Below are 19,062 nucleotides of genomic sequence, written 5' to 3'. Positions count from 1 at the left end.
CACCTTTTTTCTATCGAGCCAAGCATTTAAGAAGTGGGCTGATTTCAGACTGGTTCCGCAGTACTAACAGCGCCTCAATTACTTCAGCAGTGCCCGCGCTTCCCAGTCGCGGAACTGAGATTGCGCTGAGTTTTGCCACCAACTCATCCCAGTTCATAGGATTTGTTGCTTCTCCTTTGGGCGCTAGAACTTCTTTTGAAATTGTTAGGCTCCCGGTTTTGATGGTCACGCGCCCCGGCACGCCAGCTGGAAACATCCTATCCAACACCGGATCAACGCTCATTCGAACCTTTGCTGCCAGTGTGAGAACGCGCTCGTCGGTCAACAACTGATCTGACATCGGCTGAAGGCACTTGGCTCCATTGATTGCCGCCGCGGCAACGCAGAACGGCGTGCTATATTGTGCGGCTTGAACACTGCTCGGGCGAAATTGATTGTTGAGCGACATCGTTCGACCGAATGTTTCAACTTCGATCTCTGAAACTTCGTTCCAGTCGATATCCTCTCCAACGGCGAGGATCGCATCTATCGGGGCGTGAATCCACCGGCAGCAGCTATATGGTTTGAAATAGGTTGTTTCGATAAACCATTTCCCGCCATTTCCATTGACCAAGACCTTCGGATCAAAAGAATCGTGGTCCAGAATATCGAGCGGCCCCTTGAATCCTTCTGCTGCAAGCGCACCAGCAAGGATACCGTTAGCTGTGCCAAAGGGTATTGCTTCCTTTGTGTGGTTTCCGATCTGGGTGTATTCCGCGACAAGCATGTGAGGGGCAACCGCGCCGGCAATCGCCATCGCCTCGGCAATCTGCTCGGCATTGTCGCCTTTGAGCCACCCGATTGCGGCCGCAATACCTTGACCGCACCAACGTCCTGTAATCAGAGTGTCGATAGCTCTTAAATCCCGAGCCGCTGCGATCCTTATGCCGACCTCGTATCCAATGGCGATAGCGATAAGAGCTTTTTCGCCGGTGGCATCAAGTGTCTGCGCTGCAGCTAAAACCGCAGGAACGATTGCGGCACCGGGATGCCCGGCAGCGGCACGGTGGCCGTCGTCGAGATCCAGGATGCAGGTTGCCATCGAATTGGCAAAAGCTGCAGTCGATAGCGATCCCTTTTGCGATGTGAACCAGATCGTACAAGGGCCAGGCCCCCAAATATTGCCGGCCGTCTTTCGCGCGGCCACTGCACCCGCCAGTGAGTAACCCGCAATGGCTGCGCCGACAGCATCCGCCACGACATGGACAGCAGCCCTCTGAACCTGCGGAGCCACAGACGATTGTGCGGCAACCCATTGGGCTAGATCATTCATTCGCATTTCAATTCCTTTTTGACGTTCGACAAACGGCTAGAGCAACATTCGCTTGACAAGTTTATGACAGGAATGCATTGGTATAGCAATTGGTATACGCCAACAACAGATGCACGTAGCCTCCGGCGAGATAGCTGGGGTATATTGGGCTAGACGAGGAGCCAGGTGGCGATGAAGATTGGGATTGTTGACGTTGGCGAGATTGTCGCCGTTGCTTTGGTAGTTTCCGCACATGATTTGGTCTCAGTGTCGAAATTGTCGACGACTAGCGCTGGCGACCTTTCGTCCCAAGGTGCCTGGCTATGATCGCCTATGCGGCTAAACGCCTAGGTTTTGCTTTCGTAACTCTGGTCCTCGTTCTAACTTGTGTGTTCATTCTAGTTCGAATAATTCCGGGCGATCCCGCCTTGGTAATTGCTGGCGAACAGGCGAGCGAAGTCGCCGTCGCCGCCGTGCGCACACGATTAGGTCTCGATCAACCAATCTACGTCCAGTATTTCGCGTTTCTTGCCCAAATCCTTAGTGGCGACTTCGGAACCTCGATGATCAGCAATCGCCCAGTGCTTCAGGAAATCATGACGGTCCTGCCTTGGACACTAGAGCTAACCTTCGCTGCGCTAGTGTTGGGCTTGGTGCTTGGTGTGCCCGCGGGAGTTCTGGCGGCGGTACGACGGAACGCGTTTCCGGACTACCTCATGCGGTTAGTCTCTCTTATTGGCCTTTCGGCTCCGGCCTTTGTGGGCGCAATAATCCTGATGATGCTCTTTGCCATCAAGTTGAGGTGGTTCCCGGTAATATCGGGCGCCGGAGGGGCTACTATCGGCGAGCATCTGCGGAACATGGCCCTGCCGACGGTTTCGCTGGCGCTATTTCTAATGGCCTACATTACCCGCGTCACGAGGTCAGCGATGCTGGAAGTGTTGAACCAAGACTTCGTCCGCACTGCACGCGCCAAGGGCGCACCCGCGAGCGTAGTGATATGGCGGCACGCATTGGGCAATTGCCTCATCCAGATTACGACCGTTGTTGGGCTTTACCTCGGTATCCTGATCGGCAATTCGGTCCTTACCGAGATCGTTTTCAACCGTCCCGGCCTCGGTAAGCTGATCCTCAATGCGCTATCGCAGCGGGACTACACGCTGCTGCAGGGGCTGATTGTAGTTTACACGCTGCTGGTGGTGCTGGTGAACCTGATCACCGACTTGACCTATGGCTTCCTCGATCCAAGGGTACAATATAGATGACCGTTGCCATGACCCCCTCCGCCTCCCGTCGCCTGCCGCACTGGATGAACCCTTCCGTGGTGATAGGCGGTAGCATTCTGTTGCTCCTAATTACCGCAGCGATTTTCGCACCCCTGGTCGCACCGCTGGACCCAATAAAGCAGAACATCATGGCGCAACTCGCCCCGCCGGGGGGCAAGTACCTGCTCGGCGCCGATATTTTCGGACGCGACACGCTGTCGAGGCTGATATTTGGCGCGCGCTATTCGCTAACGATCGGGATTCTTTCGATTGTCCTTGCAGTGATTGTCGGTTCACTAATCGGCATGGTTGCGGGAAACTTCGGTGGCAAGACCGACATCGTGCTTATGCAAACGATGGATGTTGTGCTCGCGTTCCCGTCCCTGATCCTTGGGCTGGCGCTAGTCGCAATGCTTGGTGCCACGATGACTAATATTATCATCGCGATTGCCTTTACGGCGGTTCCGGCTTTCGCACGGATCGCGCGTGCCGCAGTAATTTCACTTCGCGACCGCGAGTTCATTCAGGCAGCCCGCGCGCTTGGTCTGTCGAATCGCTGGGTGCTGTTTCGCCATATCCTGCCGAACATCCTTCCCGAGATCTTGGTCATGGCGTCGCTGTGGATGGCTACGGCGGTCCGGACCGAGGCCTCTTTGGCCTTCATCGGGCTCGGTATAGCGCCGCCTGCGCCGACATGGGGTGGAATGGTGCGCCAAGGGTTCGATAATATCCTCAACACATTCCAGCTAGCGCTTTGGCCTTCGGTCGCGATCCTGGTCCTTGTCCTCGCCTTCAATCTACTCGGCGATGGATTGCGTGACGCCATCGACCCTCGTCTGCGCGCAACACGTGATGGAGAAGCCGAATGACCGAAACGCTGAAACCTGCAGTCGGCGAGACGCTGTTGTCGGTCGAGGATTTGAGCGTTGCGTTTGGCAGCGTTTCAGCCGTCAACACTATGTCCTACGCCATCCGGCTCGGTCAAACGCTGGCGGTGGTAGGTGAGTCGGGGTCCGGTAAGTCGGTGTCAGCACTGGCAATGATGGGCCTGCTACCATCCACTGCGAAGGTTGGAGGACGCATCATGTTTGAGGGTAAAGACTTGCTACGCCTGTCTGACCGCCAGATGCGCAAGGTCCGGGGAGGGAGGATCTCAATGATCTTCCAAGAGCCGATGACCTCCCTCAACCCCGTTCAGCGTGTTGGCGACCAGATCGCAGAAGCGGTGCGCTATCACCGCAGTTTGACCGGCGCAGCGGCCATGGACGAAGTACGGCGTCTTATGGAACGTGTCGGTATCCCAGATGTCAATAACCGCATCGGCGCATATCCGCACACCTTCTCTGGCGGAATGCGCCAGCGCGTGATGATTGCAATGGCGCTTGCATCTAACCCGGCGATCCTCATCGCGGACGAGCCGACGACGGCGCTCGACGTGACGATCCAGGCCCAGATCCTTGAACTGATGCAGGAGATCCAGCGTGACACCGGCGTGGCTATCCTGTTCATCACCCATGATATGGGCGTGGTGGCCGAGATCGCCGATGACGTGCTGGTGATGAAGGCCGGCGACCTGATCGAGCGTGGTCCAGTGACGCCGATCTTCGACAGGGCCGAAGCGGAATACACGCGTTCCCTAATTGCTGCCGTGCCGCAACTCGCCTCGGGCTTGTCGGACAAGCTGAAGCCACTTCCCGCCCCTCGCGAGGGAGAATTACTATCAGTAGATCGCCTGACGGTCCGCTTTCCGATCCGCTCGGGCCTGCTGGCGCGTCACGTGGGCAGTGTCCACGCAGTCGAGGACGTTTCACTGTCGGTCCGCAGGGGAGAGACGCTGGGGCTCGTGGGTGAGTCAGGTTCGGGAAAATCGACCATCGGCCGGGCGATTATGAACCTACAAAGGGTTCATTCCGGCGCAGTGAGCCTCGCAGGGAAGACTGTCGACTACGCCTCCCAGGCCTCCTGCGCTGCGCTCCGACGCGACGTGCAGATGATTTTCCAAGATCCTTATGGATCGCTCGATGGTCGGCAGACGGTGGGCGACGCAATCATGGAGCCGATCATCTTTCATGGCCTCGCTGCAAAGCCAGAGGCGCGCGACCGGATGAAGTTGCTGTTGGACCGCGTCGGCCTGCCGACGAACGTGGCCGGACGCTATCCGCATGAGTTTTCGGGTGGGCAGCGCCAGCGTGTCTGTATTGCCCGGGCGTTGGCGATGGAGCCAAAGCTAATCATAGCTGACGAGGCAGTGTCCGCCCTGGATGTCACGGTCAAGTCACAAATTATAGAACTGATGATCAGGCTTCAGGAGGAGTTCGGGCTCTCGTACCTATTCATCAGCCACGACATAGCGGCGGTAGAGCGCATTTGCCACCGCGTTGCAGTAATGCACTTCGGAGAGATCGTCGAACTCGGCACTCGCGAGGCCGTGATTGGCAGCCCCTCGCACGAATACACGCGACGTCTGCTGTCGGCGGTACCCATAGCGCATCCGGGCCTCCGTGGTACTCGCAAGCGCATCCTCCACGAGGGCAAGCCCCCATCGCCATTACGCCCCAAGGGATACGAACCGCTTGAGGCGCGATGGCGCGAGGTAGGGGCCGGCCATCTGGTGCGTGAGGCTGCGAGGTGAACGTTTGGAAACTCTACGCTTCCATGCCTACGACCCGGCGTAGATGTCATTCTACGTTACACAATGAAATTTCACTAACCCAAGCACCCAAGGAGGTGGAGAAAACCCTCCAAACACACGGTGCGTGGCGCATGCCCGGGCAATGGACGCGGCGTCGCCGTCGGCCTGGAATAAATGACCCTTCGCCGCACGCGGTGTGGGGTGGGAACCTGAAACAAGAACTGGGAGACTGGCATGACCATTAGAAACGCATTATCTCGCGGCCTGATCGCGATATCACTTGCAGCGATTCCGGCACTAGCCTTCGCAGCGCCGAAAACCGACTTGGTGCTCGGTGGCGAAGGGGCTGACGTGGGACAACTTGACCCCGACTTCGCATCGACTAGCAGCGACCGCATCGTCGTAGCGTGGATCTTTAATGCACTTGTGCGGTTCAAACCTGGCTCAACTGATCCCGCTCAGATCGAACCTGATCTTGCCGAAAGCTGGGAATCCTCGGACGACAAGCTGGTGTGGACCTTTCACCTGCGCTCCGGCGTAAAGTGGCAGAAGGGGTATGGTGAGGTCACCGCTGCCGACGTAGTGTTCTCAATTCAGAAAGCGATGAAGAAGGATACCTCAGCATACGCTGGAGATTACGTTGCGTTCAAGTCCGTAGAGATGGTTGATGACCTAACAGTCAAGATTACGCTTGACCACCAGATTCCATCGGTCTTGGGCGTACTTGCAAACTACTCGGGCGGATTCATTTTGCCGAAGAAGGCGTTTGAGGAAAAGGGTGCCAATTTCACCCGTGATCCGGTAGGCTCGGGTCCTTTCGAGATCGAAAAGATTACTGCCGGGCAGGGCGTTAAGCTAGTCGCCAACGAAGACTATTTCCGTGGCAAGCCAAAGCTGTCTTCGGTTACTCTGCGCTTTCTGCCGGAAAGTTCAGCCCGTGACCTCGCTTTCACGGCAGGTGAGATCGACGCCGCCGCCGGAGTGCAGGATAAGAATTGGCTTCAGCGGGTGAAGGCGGAGGGCCACGCTGTGGTTGATGTCTTCGCCCCGGCTGAAGAGGCACAATTGCACCTTAACGTTACAAAGCCACCACTGAACGATATCAGGGTTCGGCAGGCGCTTAGCTATGCCATCGACCAGTCGCAGATAGCGACTTTCCAAGGCGAGGATTTCACTCAGCCGGCAAAATCTGCGGTGCCATCGAACAATCTTGGTTTCACCGCCGACAACGGCATGCTGGGCAATGACCAGGAGAAAGCCAAAGCTCTGCTTACCGAGGCGGGTTATCCGACCGGCTTCACCATCCCAATGGTAAACAGTCAGGTTAGCGGGCTCGCAAATCTTGCCCAGGTGGTGCAAGCGCAACTGGGCGAAATCGGCGTGGAGGTCGAAATCAAGCCGGTTGAACATGCCACCTATCACCAGATGATCCGCCAGGACGCGAGCCCGATGGTAATATACTCGGCGGCGCGTTTTCCGATTGCGGACGTCTATCTGACGCAGTTCTTCTACGGCCCTAGCCAGATCGGCGGATCGGCCCAGGTTACAAACTTTTCGCATTGTGAATCTGCCGACACGGAGATCAAGGCGGCGAAGTCCGAAACTGACGAGTCCAAGCGGATCGCCATGTGGCAAACCGCCCAGAGAAAGATCATGGAGAACGTCTGCTCGATTCCGCTAATCGAGACCCGTCTGCTCTGGGTTCGCAAAGATACGCTTGACTGGGGCTACGATCTAAAAGGGTCAATGTCGCTAGGCCCTATGGTGACCGAAACCACGCACTTCACCGAGTGAACTTCCGGGATGGCCTCCCTCAAGGTCTTTTTGGCTCAATGTGTTTTAGAAACGGCTGCGACAATTTCGTCCTCGATGGCGGCGGCGTCATAATCAGTTCCTTGCCGTGATTTCGCAGTTATCCGAACTATGGGCCGAGCAACCTGGCTGCCGTTGATAACGATCGGCGGCAGCCGTTTCAAATGGCTCAGCGTTGAGTCTGGCAGAAGGACGAACGGCACAAGTGTCGATCGAAAGATAAACGGGGCGGGAAATGGACCCACGTCATCTCCGATATGTTGTCGCTGCGGCCCGCAGCGGCGCGCCTTCAGTGCGGCAGGCTATGACCCGAACAGTCCGCCAGCCGATTATTAGCAAGCTTATTCGAGAGCTTGAGGAAGAGCTCGTTGTCTTCTTGTGCGATCCGTGCCACGTCGGGAGCGCGGCTCGCCTATCGGCAACGGTGGAACAAGGGTCACGTAGACATGTACCGGGCAGCGAGCCGAGAACCGGAGCTCCGCCACTGACGCCCAGTACCCAGCGTCGCTCGACGCAAAAGAAGGCGCCTATCGCAGATGGATCGCCGTAGGCCAGGCCATGGAAGAAGCGGCAGATCTGGAAGGAGTCAAATACAACTTCGTCAAGAGCAAGCTGTACGAGACCAGGAAACGCTTCGAAATCCGCACCTGTCCCATCTGGTCGCGCGGGCAATCCGCGCAAAACTTATCTGAGGAACGGGTCTAGTTGGGGAACCTTCGGGAGGTAGCCGTAAATATCGAGTAGCGTGTTGACCTCGATCATCACTCTACGCTCACACGCTTAGGCAGAGGTACTTTATCTCGACATAGTCATCGAGGCCGTATTTGGAGCCTTCGCGGCCCTGCCCGGATTGCTTGATGCCGCCGAAGGGCGCGACTTCCGTGGAAATCAGGCCAGTGTTGATGCCGACCATGCCATATTCCAGTTCCTCGGCGACGCGGAAGATCTTGGAAATGTCCTTGGAGTAGAAGTAAGAGGCGAGGCCGAACTCGGTGTCGTTGGCCATGGCGATCACCTGCTCCTCGGTGTCGAACTTGAACAGGGGTGCGACGGGGCCGAAGGTCTCTTCGCGGGCGATCTTCATCTCGGTGGTGACGCCGGTAAGGATGGTCGGCTGGAAGAACAGGCCGCCCTTGGCATCCGGCTTCCCGCCAACGGCCACCTTGGCACCCTTGGAAAGCGCGTCGGCGATGTGTTCCTCGACCTTGGCGACGGCTTTGTCGGTGATCAGCGGACCGGCATTGACGCCGGCCTCGAAACCATCGCCGACCTTCATTGCCGAGACCTTCTCGGCCAGCTTGGCAGCAAAGGCATCATAGACGCCGGCTTGGATGTAGAGGCGGTTGGCGCAGACGCAGGTCTGGCCGTTGTTGCGGTATTTCGAAACCATCGCGCCTTCGACGGCGGCATCGAGATCGGCGTCGTCGAAGACGATGAACGGGGCATTGCCGCCCAGTTCGAGGCCGAGCTTCATGATCTGGTCGGCGCCCTGGCGCATCAGGATCTTACCGACATTGGTCGAGCCGGTAAAGGTCAGCTTGCGGACCTTGTCATTCTCAGTGAATTCCTTGCCGACCGACGAGGAATCCGTGGAGAGAATGATGTTGAAAATACCGGCGGGCAGTCCTGCACGTTCTGCCAGGATTGCCAGTGAGATCGCCGACAGCGGCGTCTCTGCGGCGGGCTTGGAGATCATAGCGCAGCCGGCGGCCACGGCGGGCGCGAACTTGCGGGCCAGCATCGCGTTGGGGAAATTCCACGGCGTGATCGCCGCGACCACACCAACCGGCTGCTTGATGACGATGATGCGCTTGTCCGGTTGATGGCCGGGAATGGTGTCGCCATAGACGCGCTTGGCTTCCTCGCCGAACCATTCGACATAGGACGCACCATAGAGGATTTCACCCTTGGCCTCGGCCACCGGCTTGCCCATTTCCATGGTCAGGATGGTAGCGAGATCGTCGGCATTGGCGACCATCAGGTCGTAGAGCTTGCGGAGCACGGCGGCGCGCTCCTTGCCGGTCTTTTTGGCCCAAATTTTCTGGGCCTTGTAGGCGGCGTCGATGGCGCGCGCGGTCTCTGCCCTATTCATGTCCGGCAGCGTGGCGATCACCTCGCCATTCGAGGGATTGGTGACCTGGAAAGTCTTGCCGCTGTCGCTTTTGGCAATCCATTCGTCTGCGATCAACGCCTTGGCAGTGACAACAGACGGGTCCTTGAGCTTCGAAAGGAGCTTTTCAGAAATCGACATCGATCAGGCCTCCGCCGCGCATTCGCGCAATGTGTCTTCGAGAATATCCATCGCTTCTGAAAAGACATTGTCCTCGATGGTGATCGGCGCAAGGAAACGGATGACGTTGCCATAGACACCGCAGGTCAGCAGGATCAGGCCCTTCTCGAGCGCCTTCTCGCGCACCTTGTTGGTGAACTCGGCATTGGGGGTCTTGCCGCCGGGAACGTTGAACTCGACGGCATTCATGAAGCCGGGGCCGCGAATATCGGCAATCTGCGGCACGGTTCCGATCAAGGACTGCAGGCGCTGCTTGAGGCGATTGCCGAGCGACACGGCGCGTTCGTTGAGACCCTCCTCCTCGATGACGTCGAGCACGGCATTGCCTGCCGCGACGCCGATCGGGTTGCCGCCATAGGTGCCGCCGAGGCCGCCGGGGCCCGGTGCGTCCATGATCTCCGCACGGCCGGTGACGGCGGCGATCGGGAAGCCGCCGCCCAGGCCCTTGGCCATGGTGGTGATATCCGCGACGACGCCGTAATGCTCCATCGCAAACAGTTTGCCGGTGCGGGCAAAACCGGTCTGCACTTCATCGGCGATCAGCAGGATGCCGTGCTTGTCGGCCAGTTCACGCAGCTTGGTCATGAAGGCGCGCGGCACTTCATAGAAGCCGCCCTCGCCCTGTACGGGTTCGACGATGAAGGCGGCGACACGGGCGGGATCGACATCGGCCTTGAACAGCTTGTCGAGCACGCCAAACGAATCCTCGATCATGGTGCCGTGGAGTTCGACCGGGAACGGCACATGGAAGACGTCGGGCATCATCGCACCGAAGCCGACCTTATAGGGGACGACCTTGCCGGTCAGCGTCATGCCCATGAACGTGCGGCCATGGAAGGCGCCGGAGAACGCGATGATCGCCGAACGATTGGTGGCGGCACGGGCGATCTTGATGGCATTTTCGACGGCTTCAGCACCGGTGGTGACGAAGATGGTCTTCTTCTTGAAATTGCCGGGCACCGCATAGTTCAGGCGCTCGGCGAGACGGACGTAGTTTTCGTAAGGAACGACCTGGTGGCAGGTGTGGGTGAAATGATCGAGCTGGTCCTTGACGGCAGCGATCACCTTTGGGTGGCGGTGGCCGGTGTTGACCACGGCGATGCCGGCGGCGAAATCGATATAGCGGCGGCCTTCGACATCCCAGATCTCTGCATTTTGCGCCTTGTCGGCATAGATTTGCGTCGCAACGCCGACGCCGCGCGAGATCGCGTCGGCACGACGGGCTGCAATTTTGGCGTTTTCGATCATGGACGTTTCCTCTCTAGGCCGCGGCTTTGCTCGCTGACCAAGGTCAGGGCCGAGCCGCAGAACGCAGGCAAAATAAAATTGGTGGGCCGTATTACTGGTTGGCCCGCCGCAGGACGGAATTAAGCAGGACATTGACGCCGGGAACGGTGTAGTCGAGTTTGATTTCCTCGGCTTCGTTGTGGCTGATCCCGTCTTTGCAGGGGGTGAAAATCATGACGGCTGGCGCGACCTTGGCGACGTGGTAGGCGTCATGCCCAGCGGCACTGAGCATGTGTTTGTGGGAAATCTGTAATTCAGCCGAAACGCTTCGTACGAGATTGACGAGGCCCGAGTCGAACGACACATCGCCAAAAGACCACTCCTTCACTACCTCGGCCTTCACATTGGCGTGTTGCGCGCTCGCGGAGACCGCGGCCTTCACCTTGTCGTACATCTCGAGGGACTTAGCGGCGTTCGGATGCCGCACATCAACTGTCACTTCAGCTTCATCAGCAATGATGCCGTATCGGTTGGGGGAAATTTCGACACGCGTACTTGTCGTGCGCCCCTTCGGCTCGTACTCCCAACCGATCGCATTCACGCTGTTGACCAGGCCGGCGAGACCAACCAAAGCGTCCTTGCGGGCACGCATCTGGGTTGGGCCGGAATGCGCGTTTTCACCATAGAAGTGAACTTGCGCACCGTAAGAGGTGAAGCCTCCTGTCACGATGCCGACGCTTACACCTTCCTCAAAAAGAACTGGGCCCTGTTCGATGTGAAGCTCGAAATAGGAGTCGATATCGCGGAAGTCCCGATCGTGCCGACCGGCATAACCGATACGCTCGAGCTCATCGCCGAATACGGAATCGTCCTCGCCGACTTGCGACAGGATCCAAGCGACGTCGTGAACACCAGCGAAGGCTCCAGCCCCCATCATCGGTGGCTGGAATCGCACGCCTTCCTCGTTCGTCCAGCAGACGATCTCGATGGGTTTGCGGGTTTCGATGGAACGGTCGTTGAGTGTCCGGATGACTTCGAGCCCGGCCAGAACACCAAGGATTCCGTCGAATCTTCCACCACGGATCTGCGTGTCCAGATGGCTGCCCATCATAACCGGCTTCTCACCGTCGCAGGTGCCCGGACGCCGGGCGAATATGTTGCCTACACGATCGACAGAGACCGCCAGCCCTGTGTCCTCACACCAGCGAACGAATAGGTCGCGCATGGCGCGATCGTCATCAGTGAGCGCCATGCGACATAACCCGCCCTTTGCTGTCGTTCCAATCGCCGCAGACGCCATCAGGCTTTCCCACAGACGCGCCCCGTCAACTTCCAGCGCATTGATCATGAAACTCTTCCCAACGTCGTGTTTTATCAGATCAAGGACAGAGCCTTGCAACATGTACAGCTATCAGCCGGACTTGACTCGCAAAATCTCAATGCGACAATGTTCACTTAGAAAGATATCTATGTTGGAGTAATAGATTGTCATTGAAATCACTCAGTAGCGCCGACCTGAAACTACTAAGCGTCTTTCGCACCGTCGCTCGAAGCGGCGGGTTTTCACTGGCACAAACCGCACTAAACGTCAGCCAGGCAACGATCAGCATTCAGATCAAGAACCTGGAGACTCGCCTCGGTCTCACCCTCTGCCAGCGGGGGCGCAGCGGATTTGCTCTGACCGAAGATGGGCAGCGCGTCTACGACGCCTCCAACGCGCTGTTTAACCATATCGAAGACTTCCTGAGCGTCGCACTTGGACAGGAGCGACTGGTGGGAGAACTGCAGATCGCTGTGATCGACAACGCGGTATTCCATCCTAGGTTCGAGCTTGCTCAGGTCATCAAGGATTTTGGCGCACTCGATCACAGTGTCGATATTACCGTACATGTCGCCCCGCCAAACCAGCTAGAATTCATGGTGCTTGGCGGCCAGGCTCATCTAGCGGTCGGGTTCTTCCCAAGGCGCCTTTCACAACTCGAATATGAGCCAGCATTTATATCGCAAATGGAATTATACTGCGGCCGGGAGCATCCTCTATTTGCTGTTCCCGACGCCGAACTCGACCCTGGTGTAATCGCCCGCTTCGATCATGCGCAGAGAGGTTATGTCTCCTATGATCAATTGCCGGACAACGAGAAGCCTTTCAATTTCACGGCCCGCGCAGAGGCGATAGAGGGACTGGCGCAATTGATCCTTTCCGGGCGCTATCTGGCATTCCTGCCGGTGCACTACGCCAATAACTGGGTTTCGACAGGTCAGATGCGGCCGCTCCTTTCGTCGGAATATTCCTACTCATCCGTCTATGAAACCATTCGTCGAAAAGCGGTCGCCCGCACGCCGGCCGAGAAAAAATTCTTCGAATTTCTACGGGCTCGAACCGATAGCGCTTTGGCTCAATGAGCGGCCAAGAAGCCTACTGCCAGCGTTAGCAAGCCCATCCTTGCCCGGTTTCAACAGCGAAAGACCAAGCCCCGGATACATAGATAATCATTCAAGCGAATATTGTTTCATTGCTATTTTCTAAGTTTCGCTTGTCTGCACAATCACAGTCGTCCGGGAAGGCGAAAAGCGGCTGGCAAGAGCCGCGACGCATATTCTCTCACGATGAGCAATCCAATAAAAAGGGGAATGAGATGAAAGACGAAAAGGATACCAAGAGTGACTCTCGCCGCAACTTCCTGAAAAACGTAGGCGTCGGGAGCGTCGGTTCCGCAGCGATCCTTGCCGGGCTGAACTCCACCGCATCAGCACAATCCGCAGAACCTGTGATCATTGGCGCGCCGCTTCAGATGACGGGCGCTGGCGCAGCGGACGGTATCGAGTTCAAGCGCGGCCTGGAGTTGGCCGCCGAAGAAATCAACGCACTTGGCGGGATCCTCGGCCGAGAAATCAAGGTTGCCGTAGCGGACACGGAATCCGGCGGTGACGACAAGATCACCAGCGCCGGCCAGCGGCTGATCGACAACGACGGCGCGAGTGCTCTTATTTCCGGCTACAATTTCGGCTCGCAGACGGCACTGCAGAACGTCGCCGCTGACGCGTCCGTGATCTATCTGCACGCCGATACGGCCCGCGCCCATACGGAACTCGTCAAGGGCGACCCCACCAAATACTGGGGCTCGTTCATGTATTGCCCGTCGGAACTTTATTACGGCTTCGCCTTCCTCGAATTCATCAAGACGCTGGAGGCGAACGGCAACTACGTGCCCAAGAACAAAAAGATCGCTCTCGTGACCGGCCCGCTCACCTATTCCATTAACATCGCCAACTCGATCAAGGAACGGGCCGCGGAATACGGCTATGAAATATCACTTTATGAGACGGTCCAGGCTCCGACCTCGGAGTGGGGACCGACGCTTGCGAAGATCCGCGCCGATCAGCCGGCCTACGTCGCGGTCACGCATTTCTTCCCGGCGGATCAGGCGCAGTTCATGATCCAGTTCCTTACGAACCCGACCAAGAGCTTGGTCTATCTCCAATATGGAGCCTCGCTCGCCGCGTTCCGCGATATTGCTGGAGACGCCTCGGTCGGTGTCCTCTACGCGACCAATATCGGCGTGCTGTCCGACGATTTCAGCAAGGGGTTTGCGGACAAGTACATCAAGAAGTTCGGCGACAAAGCTTCACCCAACGGTGGCGCACAGACCTATGAAGCGCTTCATCTATTCGCTCAAGCCGCCGCCCTGGCCGGAGGCGTGGGCAAAGCCTATGAGGAAGAGCAGAACAAGAAGATCGCCGCACGACTGAAGGCGAGCATATTCCGGGGGCCTACAGGCGCCATCCGCTTCGATCAGGAAACCCAGCAGGCTTTCTCCTATCCCGTCCAGACGAAGGATCCCTCGCTCGGGATGTCGCACATCTTCAGCCAGATCAAGAACAAGGCCGAAAACGGCGCGATCATTTCCCCTTTCCCCTACGACGTGGCCAAGTTTGAGCTGCCGAATTGGATCAAGTCTTGAGGGGAAGCCATGGCAGAGCCCATTCTTGAATGCCGTGATGTGAAAAAACATTACGGCGCTCTCGCTGCCGTGGACGGGATCGATCTGAAGATCGCGGAAGGTGAGACGGTCGGCATCGGCGGACCTAATGGTGCCGGCAAGACCACCTTCTTCGATCTCATGTCGGGCCTGACCGCTGTCACCAGCGGTCAGGTGCTCTTTGAGGGGCAATCGATTACCGGCATCCCACCGCATCGTCTTTTCCATAGGGGTATGGCGCGGACGTTTCAGGTCACCAGCGGGTTCTCTAGCCTGACTGTTCTTGAGAATATGCTCGCGGCCGTCGTTTTCGGCGGAAATAGTCAAAGGAAAGGGCTCATTGTCGGAAAGGCCTATCGCGAGCAGGCAATGGCCTGTCTTGAAGATTGCGGTCTGCACGAGCTCGCGCACGAAACGGTGGCAGATATTCCAGTGTTGGCGCGCAAGAAGCTGATGGTTGCCTCTGCGGTTGTTCACGCCCCCAAAATCCTACTGCTCGACGAACCGGTGGGAGGACTGATGCCTGCCGAGATCGACGAATTCATACAGTTGATGTTCAAGCTCCGCTCCAGAGGCATCTGCATCGTTTTCATCGAACACGTGATGCACTTCCTCACGACCGTGGCAGACCGTGCGCTGATCATCCACCAGGGGAAACTGATCTATGACGGCCAGCCGAAAGGTATAGCGGCCGACGCGTTGGTCCGTTCCGTCTACCTCGGATCGGCTGCCGACAAGATCGGGGGACACGCATCATGACCACTCTCCTCAAAATCAGGGGCCTCACATCGGGCTATCGCCAGATCCGCGTCATCCACGATCTCGATATAGATGTCGAGCGCGGTCAGTTGACGGCGATAATTGGCCCCAACGGCCATGGGAAATCGACGCTGCTGCGTACGATATCCGGCCTTTTGCCCGCCTGGACGGGCAGCATTGAATTCGACGGGCGGCCTTTGGAGGCGGGCGCACCTGCACGAGCCCGCGCAGGATTGGTTCTTGTTCCGCAGGGGGACCAATTGTTCATGCGAATGACCGTCGAAGAAAACCTTTTGATGGGGGCCTACACGCGGACAGATCAGTCAGGCGTTCATGCGACTCTCGACGACGTCTATGCACTTTTCCCAAAACTTCGGGATCGACGCAATCAGATGGCCAACTCGCTGTCAGGCGGCGAGCGGAGAATGGTCGGGGTCGGCCGCGGTATGATGGCTAAGGGCAAGTTGATGATGATCGACGAGCCGTCTCTCGGACTGGCGCCGCTCATTATCGAGCAGATCTACGATGCACTCGCAGGCATTGCCGCAAGCGGGCAGTCTATCCTCGTGGTGGAGGAAAATCCAAGCAGGGTGGAACACCTGGCGTCCGCCTTCCACCTCATGGACGGTGGGCGATTTGAATGGAGCGGGTCGGCCGAAGAGCTTTCGAGATCCGGCAGTATTATCAAAACCTATCTTGGAGGCGAATGATATGGACGCCTTTCTTCAGATTGCAGTGACCGGACTTTATCTCGGGGCGCTGTATGCCCTCGCCTCGGTTGGTCTGGCCCTCGTTTATGGCACAATGGGCATGTTCAACATGGCCCACGGGCTGTTCATGACGGTGGGCGCTTATGCGGCCTATACCGTCTGCCAAATCTGGGGCATGCCGCTTGCCGTTGGATTGGTATCCGGGATCAGCGCCGGTGCGCTCGCGGGCGTCCTACTGCACATGCTTGTCGTCCGCCTCATTCTGAAGGCAGATGATTTCGAGACCATTATCATGGTGGCGACGGCGGGTGTGGCCATCCTCCTGCAGGACCTGGTACTAAAGCAGTTCGGGGCTTACCCGTTCAAGCAGCCTGTCCAGATCGGGGGCTCCTTTAAACTGGGGGGCATTGCTATCACCTATCAGTCGGTACTCATCGTAGTGATCGCCGGCATCCTTATCAGCGCAATGGCCTGGTTGCTCACTTTCACGCGGTTCGGCCGTGCAATTCGTGCCACGGCGATGAACCGTGACGCAGCCCAGTTGATGGGCGTCAAGACAGAATGGATCTACCTTCAGGTCATGGCAATTTCCGGGCTTCTGGCTGCAGCGGCCGGCATTCTGATTTCCTCGCTCGCTGGCCTATCTCCCGCTCTCGGCGACAATCCCCTGATCCGCGCCTTTATCATCTGCGTCGTTGCCGGCCTGGGCAGTGTCACCGGTGCGGGTTTCTGCGCCATCGCTTTCGGCCTCATCGAGGCAGCGATCGGATACTATCTCGGCGTCCGCTTCGGTCTTCCGCTGATGTTAGCCGTCGTGATCTTCGTCCTGATTTTAAAACCCGCAGGCCTTTTTGGTCAGAAGGAGACCGTGCGCTCATGAGAAAGTCCGGAAGTCTCTCCCAGCATCTGATCGGCCTAGTTGTCCTTCTCGCTCTGCTCGCTGTGTTGCCCCTGTTTGTTACCCAGCGCTATTTGCTTGGCGAAATCATCCTGTTCATGATCTGGGCCTCCGTTGCGACGCAATGGAACGTGCTGTTGGGGCACGCTGGTGTATTTTCCCTTGGCCAAATGCTGTTCTTCGCCGTCGGTGCCTATACCGTAGGGATGAATGGCGCCTATCTCGGCCTATCGCCGTGGCTTGCCATGCCCGCCGGTGCGGCGATCTCAGCTGCCTTCGCGCTCGTCATCGGCATCGCATGTCTGCGTCTTGCCAACGCCTATGTCGCCCTGCTGACCTTCGCGATCGTCTACATGGTCCAGACCTTGATCGTCACGGACTCCGGCTGCTTCACCATGACTGGGGGCTTGTGCCAGCCGCTATTCGGGGGTGGAAACGGGTTTTCCGGCATAGCCGATTTCGGCTTCCGGCAACTACTGAAGGGCAACTGGATCGTCGGAAACTACTTTGTGGTCCTGGCAACGCTCGGCATCTCGGTGCTTGCGTCCATCGTCGTCATCCACGGTCGGCTCGGCCTGGCGTTCCGTGCCCTGCGCGACAGTGCGATCTATGCTGCTAGCCGCGGCCTCGACAGAACCCATTTCCAGGTCACTGCCTTTGTGATTACTGCCTTTTTCACGGGTCTGACGGGCGCGGTCTACGCAACGCATTTCCGGTTTGCAGGACCAAGCCTTTTCGAGCTGCCGACCATCGTGATGCTGCTCGGAATGATGATCGTCGGGGGCCTCAGAACAACGTGGGGACCCGTCCTCGGCGCCGCAGCTATGATCGCGCTGGTTGACGGCGCCCAGAGCGTTGGGGATATCAAGAATACGGTGGTCGGTGTCGTGCTAGTCCTGTTTGTCGTTCTCATGCCAAAAGGTCTGATCGGGGCACTCGACAAAGCTATTGCCCTGATCCGCAAGACGCGGAAGCAGGACGATAAAACGTCATCACTTGTGGCTACACGATCGTGACAGAGGACCATATTGGCAATGCCGAGGAACTGGAGCCAGCGATTCCCGACCATCTCAGGCGAACACGCACTCACCCACTCGGCGCCCCGTCGAATTTTTCGCCCATACACGCTTCCTATTCCGCTCGTTTCGGCCAAGACGTCACAACGCTGCCGATCATTTACCTCGGCCTCCAATTCCCTCCCGGGACGAATGCGGACCTGGCGATCGCGAGCATCGAGAATGCGATCGCCGGGTCCTCGGGTCCGGAATACGTCGACCGTGCCCGGTTCATTGACGTCCTCGGCTGCGAGAACCTGATCTTCGCTCTCTATTGGCGGGACGGCGAACGCTTCCGACAGTGGCGGGCCGTGATGCCGGCGGACTGGTGGTATAGGGATCTACCGACCGAAGGGACGATCGGTGCTTTCGAGGAAGCATTCCTGCCCTCCGTCATGGATACCGAAACAACATTTTCCCATCCCCATCCGGACGGCTACAGCCTTCTCGCGGACAAGATGAGTGGCAAAACCGATACCCATGAATACTGGGGCTCGGCCCGCGATCGCATTCCTCGTGCCCAGTTCGACGCTCTCGTCCCCCCGCCGGCGGATGAACGCAATGCATTGGTTCCGGACGTGCCGACCAAAGGCCGGTGCGTCACCGTCGAACCTCACGATAATCTTTGTCTGCTGAGATCAGGCCAGGACTGGAGCGACACATCCGGTCCTGAACGCGCATTCTACCTCGAAACGGTGAAGACCATGCTGGAGGCTGGCATGCGCGAGATCGATTTTGACGGATATTCGGTCGGCTGCTTCTTCAACCGCTACATGCAAATCGAAGGGAACTCCGGCGCACTCGAAAAAACCTATAGCCTGAGCGCGTGGCGATCACTCGCCGATCTGGAAGCTTGGGTAAAGGCCGATACCCATCTCAAGATATTTGCCGCCGGCCTTCGCCATTACCGTCTCGCCGGTGAAACCGCGAAGTTGCGGCTTTATCACGAGATGATGGTTCTCAAGGCCGAGGACCAGTCTTTCAGATACTTCAATTGCCACGAGCAAACCGGGATGCTGCGCAGTCTGGGAGTACGGAATGGCGAGTGATCGAACCGCCATGCATCTGAGATACATTTAGAAACGTCAAACTGAATATTATCAGTTCAGAATTTCTCTGGGTAGGTGCCATCCATAAGCTGAC

The 19,062-nt window shown here is 57.6% G+C and carries 15 protein-coding genes; 11 read left to right on the top strand and 4 right to left on the bottom strand.

Annotated features, from left to right (window positions below):
• Nucleotides 1–10: 10 nt before the first annotated feature.
• The gene (locus V6582_RS21760; protein ID WP_197434456.1) at nucleotides 11–1,312 is read right to left on the bottom strand and encodes an MmgE/PrpD family protein; all 1,302 of its coding nucleotides are present in this window, start codon (nucleotides 1,310–1,312) and stop codon (nucleotides 11–13) included.
• A 302-nt stretch (nucleotides 1,313–1,614) separates the two neighbouring features.
• Between V6582_RS21760 and V6582_RS21755 the strand changes: the two genes are divergently transcribed.
• The 4 genes from V6582_RS21755 to V6582_RS21740 all read left to right on the top strand — a co-directional run bounded on the left by V6582_RS21755 (nucleotide 1,615) and on the right by V6582_RS21740 (nucleotide 6,982).
• Complete coding sequence (locus V6582_RS21755; RefSeq protein ID WP_156633552.1) at nucleotides 1,615–2,556, top strand: ABC transporter permease; 942 nt, start codon at nucleotides 1,615–1,617, stop codon at nucleotides 2,554–2,556.
• A complete protein-coding gene (locus tag V6582_RS21750) occupies nucleotides 2,553–3,425 on the top strand; it encodes an ABC transporter permease (RefSeq protein ID WP_156633553.1) in 873 nt (290 codons plus the stop codon). The genes V6582_RS21755 and V6582_RS21750 overlap by 4 nt, the downstream gene beginning before the upstream one ends.
• Nucleotides 3,422–5,188 carry an ABC transporter ATP-binding protein gene (locus tag V6582_RS21745; protein WP_156633554.1) on the top strand — a complete coding sequence of 589 codons (1,767 nt, stop codon included), beginning with the start codon at nucleotides 3,422–3,424 and terminating at the stop codon, nucleotides 5,186–5,188. The genes V6582_RS21750 and V6582_RS21745 overlap by 4 nt, the downstream gene beginning before the upstream one ends.
• 234 nt (nucleotides 5,189–5,422) lie before the next feature.
• On the top strand, nucleotides 5,423–6,982 hold the full coding sequence (locus V6582_RS21740) for an ABC transporter substrate-binding protein (RefSeq protein ID WP_156633555.1): 1,560 nt from the start codon (nucleotides 5,423–5,425) through the stop codon (nucleotides 6,980–6,982).
• A gap of 790 nt (nucleotides 6,983–7,772) precedes the next feature.
• Here the strand turns inward: V6582_RS21740 and V6582_RS21730 are convergent.
• From V6582_RS21730 to V6582_RS21720, 3 genes are all read right to left on the bottom strand, one after another.
• Nucleotides 7,773–9,251 (bottom strand): NAD-dependent succinate-semialdehyde dehydrogenase, encoded by a 1,479-nt coding sequence (locus tag V6582_RS21730; protein WP_156633556.1) that lies wholly within the window; start codon nucleotides 9,249–9,251, stop codon nucleotides 7,773–7,775.
• Nucleotides 9,252–9,254: 3 nt separating this feature from the next.
• Nucleotides 9,255–10,538: a 4-aminobutyrate--2-oxoglutarate transaminase gene (locus V6582_RS21725; protein ID WP_156633557.1), complete on the bottom strand. Its 1,284-nt coding sequence runs from the start codon at nucleotides 10,536–10,538 to the stop codon at nucleotides 9,255–9,257.
• Nucleotides 10,539–10,629: 91 nt separating this feature from the next.
• On the bottom strand, nucleotides 10,630–11,865 hold the full coding sequence (locus V6582_RS21720) for a Zn-dependent hydrolase (protein ID WP_156633558.1): 1,236 nt from the start codon (nucleotides 11,863–11,865) through the stop codon (nucleotides 10,630–10,632).
• A 137-nt stretch (nucleotides 11,866–12,002) separates the two neighbouring features.
• Here V6582_RS21720 and V6582_RS21715 point away from each other — a divergent pair, with 137 nt between their 5' ends.
• The 7 genes from V6582_RS21715 to V6582_RS21685 all read left to right on the top strand — a co-directional run bounded on the left by V6582_RS21715 (nucleotide 12,003) and on the right by V6582_RS21685 (nucleotide 18,968).
• The gene (locus V6582_RS21715; protein ID WP_156633559.1) at nucleotides 12,003–12,920 is read left to right on the top strand and encodes a LysR family transcriptional regulator; all 918 of its coding nucleotides are present in this window, start codon (nucleotides 12,003–12,005) and stop codon (nucleotides 12,918–12,920) included.
• A gap of 233 nt (nucleotides 12,921–13,153) precedes the next feature.
• A complete protein-coding gene (locus V6582_RS21710; RefSeq protein WP_156633560.1) occupies nucleotides 13,154–14,479 on the top strand; it encodes an ABC transporter substrate-binding protein in 1,326 nt (441 codons plus the stop codon).
• 9 nt (nucleotides 14,480–14,488) lie between these two features.
• The gene (locus tag V6582_RS21705) at nucleotides 14,489–15,256 is read left to right on the top strand and encodes an ABC transporter ATP-binding protein (protein WP_156633561.1); all 768 of its coding nucleotides are present in this window, start codon (nucleotides 14,489–14,491) and stop codon (nucleotides 15,254–15,256) included.
• Nucleotides 15,253–15,966: an ABC transporter ATP-binding protein gene (locus tag V6582_RS21700; protein WP_156633562.1), complete on the top strand. Its 714-nt coding sequence runs from the start codon at nucleotides 15,253–15,255 to the stop codon at nucleotides 15,964–15,966. The genes V6582_RS21705 and V6582_RS21700 overlap by 4 nt, the downstream gene beginning before the upstream one ends.
• A 1-nt stretch (nucleotide 15,967) precedes the next feature.
• A complete protein-coding gene (locus V6582_RS21695; protein WP_156633563.1) occupies nucleotides 15,968–16,846 on the top strand; it encodes a branched-chain amino acid ABC transporter permease in 879 nt (292 codons plus the stop codon).
• Complete coding sequence (locus V6582_RS21690; RefSeq protein WP_156633564.1) at nucleotides 16,843–17,880, top strand: branched-chain amino acid ABC transporter permease; 1,038 nt, start codon at nucleotides 16,843–16,845, stop codon at nucleotides 17,878–17,880. Before V6582_RS21695 ends, V6582_RS21690 begins: the two co-directional genes overlap by 4 nt.
• Nucleotides 17,877–18,968 (top strand): phenylacetaldoxime dehydratase family protein, encoded by a 1,092-nt coding sequence (locus V6582_RS21685; protein WP_156633565.1) that lies wholly within the window; start codon nucleotides 17,877–17,879, stop codon nucleotides 18,966–18,968. Before V6582_RS21690 ends, V6582_RS21685 begins: the two co-directional genes overlap by 4 nt.
• The last annotated feature ends 94 nt before the right edge of the window (nucleotides 18,969–19,062 follow it).

The organism is Agrobacterium vitis (assembly GCF_037039395.1).
GTDB lineage: Bacteria > Pseudomonadota > Alphaproteobacteria > Rhizobiales > Rhizobiaceae > Allorhizobium > Allorhizobium vitis_E.
The sequence above is the reverse complement of the archived record's forward strand: the minus strand, read 5'-3'. Positions and strand labels throughout refer to the sequence as shown.

Excerpts from the sequence above, each read along its gene's own strand:
- V6582_RS21760 (WP_197434456.1), bottom strand. The coding sequence starts at position 1,312 with ATGAATGATCTAGCCCAATGGGTTGCCGCACAATCGTCTGTGGCTCCG.
- V6582_RS21755 (WP_156633552.1), top strand. The coding sequence starts at position 1,615 with ATGATCGCCTATGCGGCTAAACGCCTAGGTTTTGCTTTCGTAACTCTG.
- V6582_RS21750 (WP_156633553.1), top strand. The coding sequence starts at position 2,553 with ATGACCGTTGCCATGACCCCCTCCGCCTCCCGTCGCCTGCCGCACTGG.
- V6582_RS21745 (WP_156633554.1), top strand. The coding sequence starts at position 3,422 with ATGACCGAAACGCTGAAACCTGCAGTCGGCGAGACGCTGTTGTCGGTC.
- V6582_RS21740 (WP_156633555.1), top strand. The coding sequence starts at position 5,423 with ATGACCATTAGAAACGCATTATCTCGCGGCCTGATCGCGATATCACTT.
- V6582_RS21730 (WP_156633556.1), bottom strand. The coding sequence starts at position 9,251 with ATGTCGATTTCTGAAAAGCTCCTTTCGAAGCTCAAGGACCCGTCTGTT.
- V6582_RS21725 (WP_156633557.1), bottom strand. The coding sequence starts at position 10,538 with ATGATCGAAAACGCCAAAATTGCAGCCCGTCGTGCCGACGCGATCTCG.
- V6582_RS21720 (WP_156633558.1), bottom strand. The coding sequence starts at position 11,865 with ATGATCAATGCGCTGGAAGTTGACGGGGCGCGTCTGTGGGAAAGCCTG.
- V6582_RS21710 (WP_156633560.1), top strand. The coding sequence starts at position 13,154 with ATGAAAGACGAAAAGGATACCAAGAGTGACTCTCGCCGCAACTTCCTG.
- V6582_RS21705 (WP_156633561.1), top strand. The coding sequence starts at position 14,489 with ATGGCAGAGCCCATTCTTGAATGCCGTGATGTGAAAAAACATTACGGC.
- V6582_RS21700 (WP_156633562.1), top strand. The coding sequence starts at position 15,253 with ATGACCACTCTCCTCAAAATCAGGGGCCTCACATCGGGCTATCGCCAG.
- V6582_RS21695 (WP_156633563.1), top strand. The coding sequence starts at position 15,968 with ATGGACGCCTTTCTTCAGATTGCAGTGACCGGACTTTATCTCGGGGCG.
- V6582_RS21690 (WP_156633564.1), top strand. The coding sequence starts at position 16,843 with ATGAGAAAGTCCGGAAGTCTCTCCCAGCATCTGATCGGCCTAGTTGTC.